General features: G+C 72.4%; 13 protein-coding genes. 8 read left to right on the top strand and 5 right to left on the bottom strand.

Annotated features, from left to right (window positions below; all coding sequences use genetic code 11):
- Positions 1 to 39 precede the first annotated feature (39 nt).
- Positions 40 to 1,062 carry a LacI family DNA-binding transcriptional regulator gene (locus ACFZA2_RS16470; protein ID WP_315994556.1) on the bottom strand — a complete coding sequence of 341 codons (1,023 nt, stop codon included), beginning with the start codon at positions 1,060 to 1,062 and terminating at the stop codon, positions 40 to 42.
- Between the two features lie 178 nt (positions 1,063 to 1,240).
- Here ACFZA2_RS16470 and ACFZA2_RS16465 point away from each other — a divergent pair, with 178 nt between their 5' ends.
- From ACFZA2_RS16465 to ACFZA2_RS16445, 5 genes are read left to right on the top strand one after another with little or no spacing between them, the layout of a single operon-like run.
- The gene (locus tag ACFZA2_RS16465; protein WP_391406980.1) at positions 1,241 to 2,593 is read left to right on the top strand and encodes an ABC transporter substrate-binding protein; all 1,353 of its coding nucleotides are present in this window, start codon (positions 1,241 to 1,243) and stop codon (positions 2,591 to 2,593) included.
- A complete protein-coding gene (locus ACFZA2_RS16460) occupies positions 2,593 to 3,564 on the top strand; it encodes a carbohydrate ABC transporter permease (RefSeq protein WP_391406978.1) in 972 nt (323 codons plus the stop codon). Before ACFZA2_RS16465 ends, ACFZA2_RS16460 begins: the two co-directional genes overlap by 1 nt.
- A complete protein-coding gene (locus ACFZA2_RS16455) occupies positions 3,561 to 4,385 on the top strand; it encodes a carbohydrate ABC transporter permease (RefSeq protein ID WP_391406976.1) in 825 nt (274 codons plus the stop codon). Before ACFZA2_RS16460 ends, ACFZA2_RS16455 begins: the two co-directional genes overlap by 4 nt.
- 29 nt (positions 4,386 to 4,414) lie before the next feature.
- The gene (locus ACFZA2_RS16450; protein WP_391406974.1) at positions 4,415 to 5,374 is read left to right on the top strand and encodes a family 43 glycosylhydrolase; all 960 of its coding nucleotides are present in this window, start codon (positions 4,415 to 4,417) and stop codon (positions 5,372 to 5,374) included.
- On the top strand, positions 5,371 to 6,528 hold the full coding sequence (locus tag ACFZA2_RS16445; RefSeq protein ID WP_391406972.1) for a serine hydrolase domain-containing protein: 1,158 nt from the start codon (positions 5,371 to 5,373) through the stop codon (positions 6,526 to 6,528). The genes ACFZA2_RS16450 and ACFZA2_RS16445 overlap by 4 nt, the downstream gene beginning before the upstream one ends.
- 67 nt (positions 6,529 to 6,595) lie before the next feature.
- Here the strand turns inward: ACFZA2_RS16445 and ACFZA2_RS16440 are convergent, their stop codons facing one another.
- The 4 genes from ACFZA2_RS16440 to ACFZA2_RS16425 are packed head-to-tail and all read right to left on the bottom strand — an operon-like array spanning position 6,596 to position 10,681.
- Complete coding sequence (locus tag ACFZA2_RS16440; protein WP_391406970.1) at positions 6,596 to 7,411, bottom strand: galactosyltransferase-related protein; 816 nt, start codon at positions 7,409 to 7,411, stop codon at positions 6,596 to 6,598.
- Complete coding sequence (locus ACFZA2_RS16435; RefSeq protein ID WP_391406968.1) at positions 7,408 to 8,412, bottom strand: hypothetical protein; 1,005 nt, start codon at positions 8,410 to 8,412, stop codon at positions 7,408 to 7,410. The genes ACFZA2_RS16440 and ACFZA2_RS16435 overlap by 4 nt, the downstream gene beginning before the upstream one ends.
- Positions 8,409 to 9,542 carry a glycosyltransferase gene (locus ACFZA2_RS16430; protein ID WP_391407211.1) on the bottom strand — a complete coding sequence of 378 codons (1,134 nt, stop codon included), beginning with the start codon at positions 9,540 to 9,542 and terminating at the stop codon, positions 8,409 to 8,411. Before ACFZA2_RS16430 ends, ACFZA2_RS16435 begins: the two co-directional genes overlap by 4 nt.
- Complete coding sequence (locus tag ACFZA2_RS16425) at positions 9,542 to 10,681, bottom strand: glycosyltransferase (protein ID WP_391406966.1); 1,140 nt, start codon at positions 10,679 to 10,681, stop codon at positions 9,542 to 9,544. The genes ACFZA2_RS16430 and ACFZA2_RS16425 overlap by 1 nt, the downstream gene beginning before the upstream one ends.
- 67 nt (positions 10,682 to 10,748) lie before the next feature.
- On the opposite strand from ACFZA2_RS16425, the gene ACFZA2_RS16420 reads away from it, so the two are divergent.
- The 3 genes from ACFZA2_RS16420 to ACFZA2_RS16410 are packed head-to-tail and all read left to right on the top strand — an operon-like array spanning position 10,749 to position 14,007.
- The gene (locus ACFZA2_RS16420) at positions 10,749 to 11,690 is read left to right on the top strand and encodes a WcbI family polysaccharide biosynthesis putative acetyltransferase (RefSeq protein ID WP_391406964.1); all 942 of its coding nucleotides are present in this window, start codon (positions 10,749 to 10,751) and stop codon (positions 11,688 to 11,690) included.
- Complete coding sequence (locus tag ACFZA2_RS16415) at positions 11,687 to 12,676, top strand: hypothetical protein (protein ID WP_391406962.1); 990 nt, start codon at positions 11,687 to 11,689, stop codon at positions 12,674 to 12,676. The genes ACFZA2_RS16420 and ACFZA2_RS16415 overlap by 4 nt, the downstream gene beginning before the upstream one ends.
- Positions 12,673 to 14,007, top strand: coding sequence for a glycosyltransferase family 2 protein (locus ACFZA2_RS16410; protein ID WP_391406960.1), 1,335 nt, complete (start codon positions 12,673 to 12,675; stop codon positions 14,005 to 14,007). Before ACFZA2_RS16415 ends, ACFZA2_RS16410 begins: the two co-directional genes overlap by 4 nt.
- The last annotated feature ends 129 nt before the right edge of the window (positions 14,008 to 14,136 follow it).

The raw sequence follows: 14,136 nt of genomic DNA, 5'->3' as shown, positions 1-14,136 counted from the left end.
TCCTGGACACTCGACGGGAGGAGTCCTTCCCGCGTGCGCTCAGGGGCGGCGGATCGAGTCGCGGATCACCACCGGCATCTCGACGAGGTGCTGGCCCTCGGGCGGGCCGTCCGGCGTGAGCAGGAGCTCGACGGCGCGGCGGCCCATGTCCTCGTGCGGAAGACCGATCGTCGTCAGCCCCGGACGCAGATAGGCGGCGAGCTCGTCGTTGTCGAACGACACCAGCGACACGTCGTCGGGGACGCGCAGCCCGGCATCCCCCAGGGCCTGGAGGGCGCCGAAGGCCAGCCGGTCGTTGAGGCAGACGATCGCCCGCGGACGCATCCCCTGGGCGAGCAGCCGCGCGGTGAACTCGTAGCCGGGGGCGGGCTCCCACAGCCAGATCGACTCCTCGTGCAGAAATCTCGCCCCCGCGTCGGCCATGGCCGCGGAGATCCCGCGCACGCGCGCCGCCACCGTGGCCGAGCGGAACAGATCGCGTTCCGCCTCCGCGTCGTACCCGAGGAGCAGGATGCCGTCGCGGATCCCCGCATCGAGGAGGAGCTCGACCGCCCGTCGACCTCCCGTCTCCTCGTCGGGCAGCACGCTGCAGCGGTGCAGCTCGTTGGTGGCGTTCAGCATGACGGTGCGCAGTCCTGTCGGCAGGCGGGGGACGAATGTCTCCCGCGCGCGCATCGACGCGAAGATGATGCCGTCGACCTGACGGTCGAGCAGGGCCGAGACCGCCTCGGCCTCGCGTTCGGGCTCACCCCCGGTCTCCGCGACGAGCACGACCTGGCCGGCGGCCTCCGCCGCACCGAGCGCGCCCTTGATGAGCCCGCTCGCGAAGCGGGTGGTCGCGACGAGGTCCGACACGAAGCCGACGGTGTGCGACGTGTCGGTGCGCAGCGCCCGCGCCGACATGTTGGGGCGATAGCCGAGCTCCGCGGCAGCGGCGTGCACGCGCTCGTGGGCGTCCTTCGAGAGGCGGGTGTCGGGACGACCGTTCAAGATCATGGAGGCCGCCGCGGGAGACAGGCCGGCTCGCCGGGCGACGTCGGCCAGTGTGACCCTCTTGCCCATCGGTGCTCCCGTTCTGCGGCATCGGCGCCGCGGTCACGATCTTCGCAGTGATCTTGACAGCGCTCCGTGCGTCTGCGTAAATGATGCTGCTAAATCCTTTCAGCACAGGTTAGCGCACCAGCAGTCCGTCGCCGGAACAGCCCGAGCGCCGGCACGCAGCACAGACGAAGGAGTCGACATGAACACGCGCATCCCGCGCCGGCGCCGAGGGGCATCCCTCGCCCTGCTCGCCATCGCCGGCCTCACCGGCGCCGCCCTGACCGGGTGCGCGCCCGGGAGCGCGGCCCCGGCCGCGCAGAACGACGTCGAGGTGAGCACCGAGCTCACCAGCGACCCCGTCCAGCTCACGATCGCCGACGAGACGGGCTTCCCGGTCACCGACAAGCTGACCGAGGAGTTCACCAAGCAGCACCCGAACGTCACCTTCACGATCAACCGCGACACGTTCCAGAACCTCACCGCGAACGCCCCCAAGCTTCTCGCCAGCTCCACCCCGCCCGACCTCATCCGCCTCCCCACCCTCGGTGACACGGTGCGAGACGGGCTCGTGGCCAACCTCGACCCCTACTTCGACGCCTACGGGTGGGACGCCTGGCCGGCGTCGCAGCTCGCGCCGCTGCGCATGAACGACGAGGGCGTCCGCGGATCCGGGTCGCTCTACCAGCTGGGCCTGGGCTACAGCATCACCGGCATCTACATGAACACCACGCTCGCCGACCAGCTCGGCATCGACGCCCCGCCGCAGACCCTGTCCGAGCTCGAGGACGACATGGCGAAGGCGAAGGCCGCCGGCATCCTGCCGATCATGGCCGGCGACAAGGACGGCGTCGTCAACTTCGTGGTCCAGGCCGCGATGAACCAGTACGTCGATAAGGACCAATTCCTGTCGTGGATGTTCAACGAGCCGGGTGCGCGCTACGACGAGTCCGGCAACGTCCAGGGTGCCGAGCTCGTGCGTGAGTGGGCGGATGCCGGGTACTTCCCGTCCGACATCAACGCGATCGACTACTTCACCTTCACCAGCCGCTTCTCGGCGGGCGAGGGCCTGTTCACCTTCAACGGCAACTGGGAGGCGGCGAACTACCAGAAGGCGCTCGGCTCCAACGTCGAATTCTTCCTCGTGCCGCCGGCCGAGGCCGGAGCCGATCACGTGGCCATGGGAGCGGCGAACTCGTTCTCGGTCGCAGCCAAGTCGCCGCACATCAACGAGGTCGCGTACTTCCTGAACTGGGTGCACACCGATCCGACCGCGCGCCAGATCATCGTCGATGTCACCGGTGCGTCGCCCGGCGGCGACCCCGCCCAGGAGCTGCCGACCGTCGAGTCCGGCTCGCTGATCGAGAACGCGCTGAAGATGTCCGCGCAGATCGGCGCCGAGAACGGCCAGGTCGACTTCATGGCCAACACCACCGCCGGCATCTACGCGGGCTCGATCATCCCCGAGTCGCAGCTGCTGGTGACCAGCCAGATCACCGGCCAGGAGTTCGTCGACCGCGTGCAGAAGTTCTACGAGAGCGAGGTCGGGAAGTAATGACCGACCGTGCGGTCGCCGTCGCGGCGGCCCCTCGACACGGCGACGCCTCCTCGGCGACGGCGACCGCACCCGTTCGCCGGGCCGCTGCACGCGCAGTGGCCCGACGGGCGACCCTCGTCGGCTGGGTGCTCCTCGTCCCCGCCCTCGCGTTCTACGTCGGATTCGTCATCTGGCCCCTGCTCCAGGGGGTGCAGTACTCGTTCTACGACTGGAACGGCATCGGGCTCGCCCGCTGGGTCGGCCTCGAGAACTACCTCACGGTGTTCACCGATCCCGACCTGCTCGGCGCGATCCGCAACGCGTTCATCCTCATCGCGTTCTTCACGTTCATCCCGGTGGGGCTCGGGCTCGTGCTCGCGACCCTCATCCGCGGCATCCGGTACAAGGCCTTCGCCGCCACGGCGCAGACGGTGCTGTTCCTGCCGCAGATCATCCCGCTCGCCGCCGTCGGTATCGCCTGGTCGTGGATGTACGCCCAGACCGGCGCGGTGAACCAGATCCTCGGCTGGATCGGGCTCGGCTGGATCACCCGCCCGTGGCTCGCCGATTACGGCACGGCGCTGCCGGCCGTGGGCCTGATCGGATCGTGGGTGCTCACCGGTCTGTGCACCGTGCTGCTGCTCACCGGTCTCGGCAAGATCGACGTCTCGCTGTACGAGGCGATCCGCCTCGATGGTGCCGGGTGGTGGCGCGAGTTCTTCACCATCACCCTCCCCGGCCTCCGTCAGGAGATCGCGGTGCTCGTCACCGTCACCGTCATCGCCGCCCTGTCGAGCTTCGACATCATCTACACCTCGACCCAGGGCGGTCCCGGCCGCGCCACCCTCGTGCCCGGCCTGTCGATCTTCCGCATCGGCTTCACCCAGAGCGATGTGGGCCTGGCCTCGGCCTTCGGCATCGTGCTCATGGTGCTGGTGCTGATCGTGGTGCTTCCCATCCAACGCCTCTCGAGAGCGAGTGACTCGTGATCGCCAGCCGCACCGAGCGCTACCTCGGGATCGTCCTCCTCAGCGTCGCGACCATCGTGACGCTCCTGCCCCTGGTCAGCATGTTCTCGGCGGCGCTCCAGCCCGCCGATCAGAACCCGACCGGCCTGACCTGGCCGACAGACCCGCAGTGGGGCAACTTCGCCACCGCGTTCGAGACGGGCCACGTGTGGCAGCTCATGGGCTCGAGCCTGCTCATCGTGCTCGGCGTCGTGCCGGTGAGCCTGATCGCCGCGACCCTCGCCGGCTTCGCGCTCGGCGCCCTGCAGGTGCGCTTCGGCCGCGGCATCCTGGTCTTCTTCGTCCTGGGCCTGACCATCCCGTTCGAGGCGCTCATCATCCCGCTCTACTACCAGGCGCAGTCGATGGGAACCGTGAACACCCCCTGGGCGGTGATCTTCCCGCTGATCGGGCTCTACATGCCGTTCGGCGTCTTCTGGATGCGCGCGCACTTCATCAACGTGCCCCGCGAGCTGTCCGAGGCGGCCCGCGTCGACGGTGCCTCGATCTGGCGGGAGTTCCGCAGCATCCAGCTCCCGCTCGCCGCGCCCGCGCTCTCGGCCCTGGCGATCCTGCTGTTCATCTGGACGTGGAACCAGTTCCTGCTCCCGGTCGTCCTCATCGCCGACCCCCTGCAGCGCACGGTCGCGGGCGCCCTGACCTTCTTCCAGGGCCAGTACTCGCTCAGCATCCCGCTGCTCAACGCGGGAGCGCTGATCATCATCACGCCCGCCGTGCTGCTGTTCCTCGTGTTCCAGCGCCAGTTCATCCGCGCCCTCGTGCAGGGCGCGGTCAAGGGCTGATCACCCCCCTCTTCCCCGAAACGGACCTCATGACGTTCACGCTGCCCGACCACTGGGTCTGGGATTTCTGGCTCGCCCGTGACGGCGACACCCACCACATGATGTTCCTCCAGGCGCCGACGAGCCTGGGCGACCCCGACCTGCGTCACCGCAACGCCAGCGTCGGCTACGCCACGAGCGACGACCTGCGCTCGTGGACCGTCCACGGAACGGTGCTGGAGCCCTCCGGGGGAGATGCTCCGGATGCCACGGCCACCTGGACCGGCAGCATCGTCGGGGCGGATGCCGACTGGCGCATGTTCTACACCGGCTCGCGGTTCCTGCGCGAGGGCGAGATCACGAACGTCGAGACGGTGCTCGCGGCATCCTCGACCGATCTGGCGACGTGGGCGAAGGATCCCGAGGTGGTCGTGGCCGCCGACCCGCGCTGGTACGAGACGCTCGACGCGGGCACCTGGCACGAGGAGGCCTGGCGCGATCCGTGGGTGTTCGCCGATCCCGACGGGGAGGGATGGCACATGCTCGTCACCGCCCGCGCCCGGGAAGGCCGCGACCGCGACCGCGGGGTCATCGGGCACGCCTGGTCGCGCGACCTGCACCAGTGGGAGGTGCGCCCCCCGCGCAGCACGCCGGGCGCCGGTTTCGCTCACCTCGAGGTGCCGCAGGTGGTGCGGATCGCGGGGCGGTGGGCTCTGGTCTTCTCCTGCGACGCGACTCATCTGGCCGGCGACCGCGTCGGTCAGGCGGGAGGCATCTGGGCCGTGGCCCTCGACGACCCGCGGGGTCCGTACCCCGTCGAGCGTGCGACGCTGGTCGCCGACGAGCGGCTCTACAGCGGTCGCGTCGTCGCCGACGACGCCGACGGCCAGGCCGTGATGCTGGCCTTCGAGAACGTCACGACCGACGGCGCGTTCCTCGGCACCCTGTCCGACCCGCTCCCGCTGCGCTGGGACGGCGACCGTCTCATTGTCGCGGAGGTCGTCCGGTGACCGCGGTGCAGGGCGTCGTGGCCCCGGGATTCGAGCCGGTGGGGGAGGCCTTCGCCGCCGCATTCGCGGGGCTGCCCGAGATGGGCGCGGCCCTCGCGATCCGCGTCGACGGACGCACGGTCGTCGACGTCTGGGGCGGCACGGCCGACAGCCGCGACGGTCGGCCGTGGGAGAGCGACACGCCCTCCGTGGTGTTCTCGTGCACGAAGGGTCTGATGTCGATCCTCGCCGCGCGGCTCGTCGAAGACGGGATGCTCGACCTCGACCGTCCGTTGGCCGAGCTCTGGCCCGAGTTCGCGGTGCACGGCAAAGACCGGGTGAGCGTGGGCGACGCCCTCGCGCACCGGGCGGGCGTCTCGGCCCCCCGGATCGACGTCACGCGCGCGCAGCTGCTCGATTTCGACGCGATGACCCGGATCGTCGCCGCGCAGGAACCGCTGTGGGAGCCCGGCGCCGGCTGGGCGTATCACGCTCTCACCCACGGCTGGCTGTCGGGCGAGATCGTGCGTCGGGCCGGCGGCGTCGCCCCCGGCGACGCGTTCGCGGCGATGGCGGAGTCGGTGGGCGGCGGTGCGTGGCTCGGGATGCCGGCCGAGGTCGCGGCATCCGCTGCTCACCTGCGCGTCGGGCCGACGCTCGACGCCCTCGTCGCGCGGCAGGCGGCCGAGCGGGACCCCGGCGTCGTCGACTGGCTGGACCGGGCGATGACGCTCGGCGGCGCACTGCCGGCCACGCTCGTGACCGACGACGACGGATTCAACGCCGTCGACGTGCGGGCCGCCGTGATCCCGGGGGCGGGCGCCGTCGCCACCGCCCGGGCGGTCGCGGCGATGTGGTCGGCCACGGTGGTCGAGACCGACGGCATCCGTCTGCTCCGCGACGACACGCTCGACGAGGTCACGCGAGAGCGCACGGCAGGCGCACCCGTGTTCGCCGCGCCCGCCCCCTGGCCGCGCTGGGCGGCGGGCTTCCAGCTGGACTCCGACGCGCGCCGCTACCTCGGCCCGACGAGCTTGGGCCACGACGGGGCAGGCGGTCAGGTGGCGTTCGCCGATCGCGCGGCCCGCGTCGGCTTCGCCTTCGTCACGAACTGGATGGAGGCCGACGACTCCCGCGCCACGAGGATCGTCGACGCCCTCCGCGCGCTGGTCTGACCCCTCCCTGCGCGAGGTGCCGAGGTTCGTCGCTTCCGGGCATTCCGGAGCGACAGATCCCGGCACCTCACGTGCGGGAGCGGACCCAGGCGTCGTCGCGCTGCTCGATCGCGCCGGCCGCGGCGAAAGCCTCGAGCCATCCGCCCATCGGCCATGACCCCCACCGCGCGTGGAAGGTCGCGCCGTTGCGGAGGATGTCGTCGAGATGCTGCCACGGGGGAGACGACACCGGATGCCACTGGTGGAAGGCATCCGCCCCGCCCACCCAGCGCATCTCGACGTCGGCGGCGCGCGCCGTCCACGCGAGATCGGTGTCCTCGGCGCCGTAGCCCTCGTAGCCGGGGTGGAAACCGCCGATCCTGTCCCACGTCGCGGGGGTGACGGCGAACGACAGCGACCAGAACAGGTCGTACTCCTCGCGGGATGCCGTGCGCGTCGCGCCCGGCTCGAGCGCGGGACGCGCGCGGTGCGGGCGCACGAGGAACGGCAGGTCGGAGGCGGATCCGGGGCGCTGCACGCTCGCGAGGTAGGTGACCGCTCCGGCGAGGATCGCATCCGGGTGCGCGCGGGCCGCGTCGCGGTAGGCGGGCAGCAGGTCCGCGCCCGGGAGGCAGTCGACGTCGAGGAAGACGAGCAGCTCGGCGCCGGCCGAGACGGCCGCGGCGGCGGCCCGATTACGGCCCTCTCCCACGCGCATGCCGTAGGGCCCCGGGGGCACGTGCAGCGTGAGGGTGTCGGCATCCGGGATGCCGTCCGGCGGCGACGCGTCGAGCCACGCCTCCACGCGCACGATGTCGGTCGCCACCTCGGCCAGCACGCGGCGCTGTCGCTCGAGGTGCTCGGCGCGCGCCCTCGATGCGACCGTGATCACCGCGGTCTTCACGGCAGTACCGCCTCGACGGCGGCGGCCATGCGCTCGGCTCCCCCGGCGACCTGCCAGCGCGACCAGTCGGGTTCGCCGTCGGCCGCGGCCTCGACGAGGGCGACGAGTTCGGCCGCCGTGACGGTGGCGTCGGCCCGATGAGCCAGTCCCCAGCGGTCGAGGGCGTCGGCGGTGTGGACCTGTTCGTCGAAGGGGCGCTCCTGCGCGATGACAACGGCGCGCGCACCCGCCGTCGCGAGATCGGCGACGCTGTTCTGCCCGGCGGCGCTGATCACCACGGTGCTGCGCGAGAGCAGCGGCCACGGATCGTCCACGCGCGAGGTCGCGTCGTGGCCGACGGCCGAGACGTCCCACCCGCGCTCCCGCAGGCGGGCGGTGGTCTCCGCCCGCACGGCGTCGTCGAGCACGCGACCGAGCACGAGAACCGCGCGCTCGGCGCGGGCGCCCTCCGGGGAGCGCCCGTCGTACCGCGAGATCCCGCCCGTCCACACGACTCGGTCACCGTGCGCCGACAGGCCCGCGGTGGGCACGGCGCCGTGCGCCCACGGGGCCACGATGCGGTCGGCCAGGGCGTACGCGAGCGCGTGCGGGGCGTCGGTGCGGGCACCCGGCTGTGTCACCGCGACGGTGCGCAGGCCCAGCAGACGCGCGAAAGCCACCACTTCGGCGCTCACGTCGACGACGAACGCCTGCAGATCCCGGGTGACGGATGCCGCGGCGATCGCCGCAAGGCGGGCGCGGTGACCGGGGTGGCCGTGCGGGGCCCAGTGCAGGTGTCCGCGGACGGTCGGTTCCGCGTCGCGCGGATCGTGGAGAGACCCGTCCGCGCCCTCGAACTCATCGGCGTCGGGGGGCAGCTCCACCCACTCCACCTCGGCGGGCAGCGTCGTGGGCCGCGGCATCGACGAGAACGCCACGACGGGCGAGCGCAGGTGCGGCTGCACCGCCAGGAAGCGCGCGACGTGGCCGTAGCCGTGATGGTGGACGTACCAGCCGATCACCACGCCACCGCCGGCGCGCGCCGCACCGGGACCGGCTGCGCGGTGTGGGCGAGCACGCGCTCCACCTCGCGATAGCGCTGGGCAAGCGAGTGCTGCCGCACCGCCGCGCGGCGGGTCCACACGCGGGTGAGCGGTTCCTGCGCTCCCTCCGCCGCCAGGCGGGAGGCGGCCTTCGCGAGGGCGACGACGTCGCCCGGCATGACCGTCGCCGACCCCGGCATCCCGCTGAGGACCTCCGACACGCCGCCGATGTCGAACGCGGCGACGGGCGTGCCCGTGGCCAGCGCCTCCGCGATGACGAGGCCGAAGGGCTCCTCCCACATGGGTGTCACCAGGGCGACGGCCGACGACCCCACGAGTCGGCACAGGTCGGGCTGACGCAGGGGGCCGACGTAGCGGGCGTGGGCGCCGAGGCGCGGGGCGATCTCCTGTTCGAAGTAATCGACGTCGCCGATGCGCCCGGCCAGCACGATGTGCGCTCCCGCCTCCCGTGCCGCCTCGATCGCGAGATGCGGGGCCTTCTCCGGCACCACGCGTCCCGACCAGACCCACGAGGAGCCGCCGGTCCCGCGGGTCCACTGGTCGGTGTCGACACCGTTCGGGAAGACGAACGCGTCCACGCCCTCGACCGACCACGCGCGCGCCGTCGCCTGGCTCACCGCGACGAAGCGGTGAGGGCTGTCGCGCACGTCCGCGGCCGCCTCGAGCATGGGCTCCAAGGGCGGGGTGTGCAGCGTCGTCACGACCGGGATGCCGGCTTCCCGGCTCCAGCGGATGGGTGCCGGGTGCAGGCTGTGATTGTCGACCACGTCGTAGAGGTGACGATCGGCGATGAGGCGCTCCCGGGCCGCGTCGTAGGCGGCCTCGACCGCGGCGACGTACCCCGCGGGGTACTCGGTGTCGGACGACTCCTCGGGGCGGCTCCACTCCGGGGTCGGCAGCCGGAACTCGGGCACGTCGCCGAGGAAGTCCGAACCGTCCGCGGCGCACAGCGTCACCTCGTGACCCCGTTCGCGCAGCCATCGCACGCGATCCCACACGCACGCTTCGAGGCCGCCGGCGTGCGGCTGGCGCAGGGCGTAGCGCGAGGGCGCCACCACCAGGACCCGCAGGGCCTTCCCGATCCGCATCACGCCGCCTCCTCCGTCGCCATCGCGCGTCGGTACAGCGCGAGATGCGCGGCGCGCACGGCATCCCGTTCGCCGAGGCGCTCGGTGCGCCGACGTTCGATCTCCGCCGCCCGTTTCGGCGAGCCGGGTGTCGACGACGCAGCGTCCGTGGCATCCACGATCGCCCGCGCGAGCGACACGGGCTCTCCCACGTCGAAGCTGTGGAAGTCGCCGGGGTGCTGGGCGGCGATGTGCCCGACGCGCGTGCCGATGACGGGCACGGCGAGGTCGTAGCAGAGCTCCGCCCATCCCGACTGGGTGCCGTGCCGGTAGGGCAGCAGGCACGAGTCGAGGTCCGCGAGCCAGTGCGAGAGCGCCTCGTCGTCGAGGCGGGCACCACGCTCGACGGTGACGCCCTCGGCATCGCGGGCGAGCAGATCGATGGATGCCGCCGCCTCGGCGTCGCGGACGTTCTCGTTCATCCGCACGACCGCTTCGACCCGCGCGCCCTGGGCTCGCAGGTCGGCCACGGCGCGCACGAGCGTCGCGGTGGTGCCCACCCCGTCGATGTTCGGGCGCAGATCGCGCAGGTGCACGCCGACGCGCGTCGCTGCGTGCGCCGCGCCGGAGGGGCGGTCCGTCTCGGCGAGCAGGGTCGGGTGGGCGATCACCGTCGGGCGACGACGGGTGAGTGCGAAGACCTCGTCGGCGGCCGTCCCGGTCAGGGTGATGAGCTCGTCGGCCGCCTCGGCCAGCACGGCGAGCGAGGCGCGGTGCGCCTCCTGCGACAGCAGCTGGGGGTTCTCGAGGTCGTGAACCGTGTAGACCAGGGGCCGCCCCAGGGCCCGCAGCGTGGCGACGGTCTCGGAGAGTTCCTCGGGCGTATACGACTCGATGCCGAAATGCACGTGGACCACGTCGAAGTCCGCCGCATTCGTCCGCAGCCATTCCGGCAGGAGGATCTGCGGCGGCCACCACTGTCCGGCCGGGGCGCCCGGGGGAGGCGGATCGGCGAGCAGGAGCACGTGCGCGGGATCCGCGACGGCGGTGACGTAGGGGTGCGCCGAGGGGACGGCGGCGACCCGGACCGGGGGGACGGTGCTGGTGACGATCTTCTCTTCCTCCTCGTGCAGGCGTGCGTGACGGTGCGTGTACCGCATCGCCAGGCACATCGCAATGCAACGGGGCGGTTGGGACGACGATGACACCGACGGATACGTTCACATCATGGGTGGCGACATGGCGCGGCTGGGAAGCCTTGCGGACCACGGCGAAGCGGTGATAGCGCGCCGGGCCCACTACGCCGGGTTCTACGGAGAGGCTCCGCTGCCCTCCGGCTACGGCCTCGTCGTGGGCAACTGTCAGGCCGAGTCCCTGCGCCTGGTGATCTCCTCCGACGCCCTCCCGACGGTACGCATGCCCGCGGTCCACGAGCTGTCGGCCGAAGACACCGCGAGGGTGCACGACCTCCTCCGCGGCGCGTCGTTCCTCGTCACCCAGCCGATCCGCGACGACTACCGGGGGCTCGCGCTGGGAACGGCGCAGCTCCGGGCGTCCCTCGCGCCGTCAGCCCGTGTCGTCACCGTCCCGGCCGTCCGGTTCGCGGGCCTCCACCCGTTCCAGGCGGTGCTGCGGCTCCCCGACTTCCCCGAAGATCCACCGCTCGTGGCCTACCACGACGTGCGAACCGTCGCCGAGGCGGCGCGCATCGACATCCCCGCCGCCCTCGAACCCCCCGCGGTGCGCGAGATCGCCGAGGGCTCCCGTGCCGAACTGCGTCGCCGCGAGGCGCGGGGGCTCGACGTCGTGGCATCCGATCTGTTCGCCCCCGTCGTCGAGGATCTGGCGCGCACGGTGAATCATCCCGGCAACGCTCTGTTCCTCCCGCTCGGCGAGCGGATCGTCGCCGCCCTCGGCGCGCCCGGAGGGGCCGTCGATCCCGGGCGCCCGATCCTCGCCTCGGTGCGCGCGCCGCTCGAGGACTGGGTCGTCGACGCCTGGAACCTGGATGCCACGCCCCGGCCCGACTGGATCGTCGCCGGAGAGACGCTTCCGGCCGACGTCGTCCGCGAGGCCCACCTCGCCTTCTACCGCGAGCGTCCCGCCCTGCTGGCCGCCGTCGTCGACCGCATGGCACCGTTGCTCGCCACCTGGGCGGCCGCCGCATGAGTCTGCAGACCACGGATGCCGCGCCCCCGGTGCTCCTGGTCCACCCCGGGCCGCACGGGGTCGCGGTGTACGCCCGGGAGATCGCCGCCGAGGTGGTCCGCCTGACGCCCGGGGCCCGCATCGCCACGCCCGACGCGCTCGCCGCGCTCGCTCCGGGTTCGCCCGTGCACGCCCACGTCACCGACCGTCTCTGGGGTGCCTCGCCCGAAGAGGCGACGCGCACCGTCGTGGCGCTGGCCGCTCGGCATCCGCTCACCGTCACGTTGCACGACGTGCCGCAGGAGTCCGACGGCGAACGAAATCGTCCCCGTCGCCGCGCCTTCTACCGCGCGGTCACCGAGGCGGCACGTGCCGTCGCGGTCAACAGCGCACACGAACGCGAGCTCCTCCGCGAGGAGGACGTGTGGCACGGCGACATCGCCGTCGTGCCGCTCCCGGTCGACGAGCGTCCCGCGTCCGTCGCCTCCTCCGACGACGGCGTCGGCGTGCTCGGCTACTTCTACCCCGGCAAGGGCCACGACGAAGCGCTCGCGGCCGCCGTCGCGGCGGGCGTCCCCCGGCTCACCGTGCTCGGTCGCGCCTCGGAGGGGCACGCGGCCGACCTCGACGCGTTCGTCCGCCGCGCGGATGCCGCCGGCGTCTCCGTCGAGGTGACCGGATGGCTCGACGACGCCGATATGGCCGCGCGCGTGGCCCGCGTCGCGGTGCCGGTGATCGCCCACCGCCACGTGTCGGCGTCGGGCTCGCTGACCTCGTGGATCGGGTGGGGTCGTCGTCCCCTCGCCGTGCGCAACCGCTACGTCGACGAGATGGCGCAGCTGCGCCCCCGCACCCTGACCGTCGTCGAGCCCGAGGCGCTCGCCGGAGCCGTCGCCGCGGCCCGCGCCGACGCCTCGTCGACCTGGCACGGCGTCGCCCCCTTGCCCTTCGATCGCGCCGACGCCGCCCGCGCCTACCTGCGGTGGTGGGGAGGGCTCGCGCCATGACCGCCGACATCCCCGAGGGATGGAACGACCGGATGCCATGGGTCCCGGGCAACCGGTGGGACCTGGTGTCCCACCGCGAGCCGGATCCCCCGCGGGTCACCGTTGTCGTCACCCACTACGCGCAGCCCCGGGAGCTCGCGCGCACGCTCACCGCGCTCGCCCGTCAGGACCACCCGGCCGATCGCCTCGAGATCGTCGTCGCCGACGACGGTTCCCCCGAACCGCCCGTCGTCCCCGACGGCGTCCGGCTCGTCCGTCAGGACGACCGCGGCTTCCGCGCGGCGGCGGCGCGGAATCTGGGGGCCTCGGTCGCCACCGGCGACGTGCTCTGCTTCCTCGACGCCGACACGACGCCCGAGCCCGCGTACGTGCGCACGCTCACCCGCTTGCCGGCCCTGCTGCCCGAGGCGGTGACGGTCGGACGCCGCCGTCACGCCGATCTCTCCGGCGTGGCGGTCGATGCGCCGATCGCCGAGGTCGCGCCCGCCGTCGAACTGGACGAGCCCGCCTGGCTGCGCGAGGCCTACGCGGACAGCGGTGATCTGCTCCGCGCCGACGACCGTTCGTACCGATACGTGATCAGCGCGGTGCTCGCCTGCTCCCGTGCGCTCTTCGACGACGTCGGAGGGTTCGACGAAGCGTTCTGCGCCTACGGGGGAGAGGACTGGGAGTGGGCGCATCGCGCCTGGCAGGCCGGCGCGGTACTCGCCCATGTCCCGAGCGCCGTCGCGTGGCACGACGGACCCGACTGGGCCGGACGCGACGACCGCGACCGCGCGGAGGAGGGCAACCGACAGAGCCTTCAGCTCGCCCAGCTGATCCCGATCGACGGATCCGCCGGCCGTGGTCTTCTTCCCGGCACACCCGACCTCGCAGTACGCGTCCGCGGCGACCTGACCGCCGCGGCCGCCTTCGTCTGCGTCGACTCGATCCTGTCCGCCTTCCCGCGGGCGACGGTGACGGTGGATGCCATCCCCCCGGGGAGCGCGCTCTCGAACGATCCGCGCGTGCGGGCCGACCGTACTCCGCTCGACGCCCGCGTCGTCCTCGAGCTCGATGTCCCCCTCGTCATCGTGGACGACGCCGAACTCGTCATCGCCTTGGCGTCCCTCAGCGGAAGCGACGTCGGCACCGTCATCCTGAGGACGACGGACGGTGCGACGGTGGGCCGTGCGCGCAGCAGACGCGCTCGTCGACGTGTCGCGCGGTGGGCCCACGACGAAGGGCTCGCCCGACGGACCGTCACGGTGGACGGGGTGCACGTCCTCCGTCCACAGCCCCACGTGGAGGCGTGGGTCGGGGGATGGGGGAGTGTCGGACGGTTCGTGTGAGGCCCGCTGCACGGCGACTCTCGAGGCCGGGATGCGGTCGCGACACGCCCGGGGTGTGTGCTCGATTCGACGGGGTGGTGGTTCGGGCGTAACTTATTACTTGTTCGCCCCACAGGGGAGAGCGGAGCG

It is taken from the genome of Microbacterium sp. NPDC007973, from assembly GCF_042958465.1.
GTDB lineage: Bacteria > Actinomycetota > Actinomycetes > Actinomycetales > Microbacteriaceae > Microbacterium > Microbacterium galbum.
This window is presented reverse-complemented; position numbering and strand designations above follow the sequence as displayed.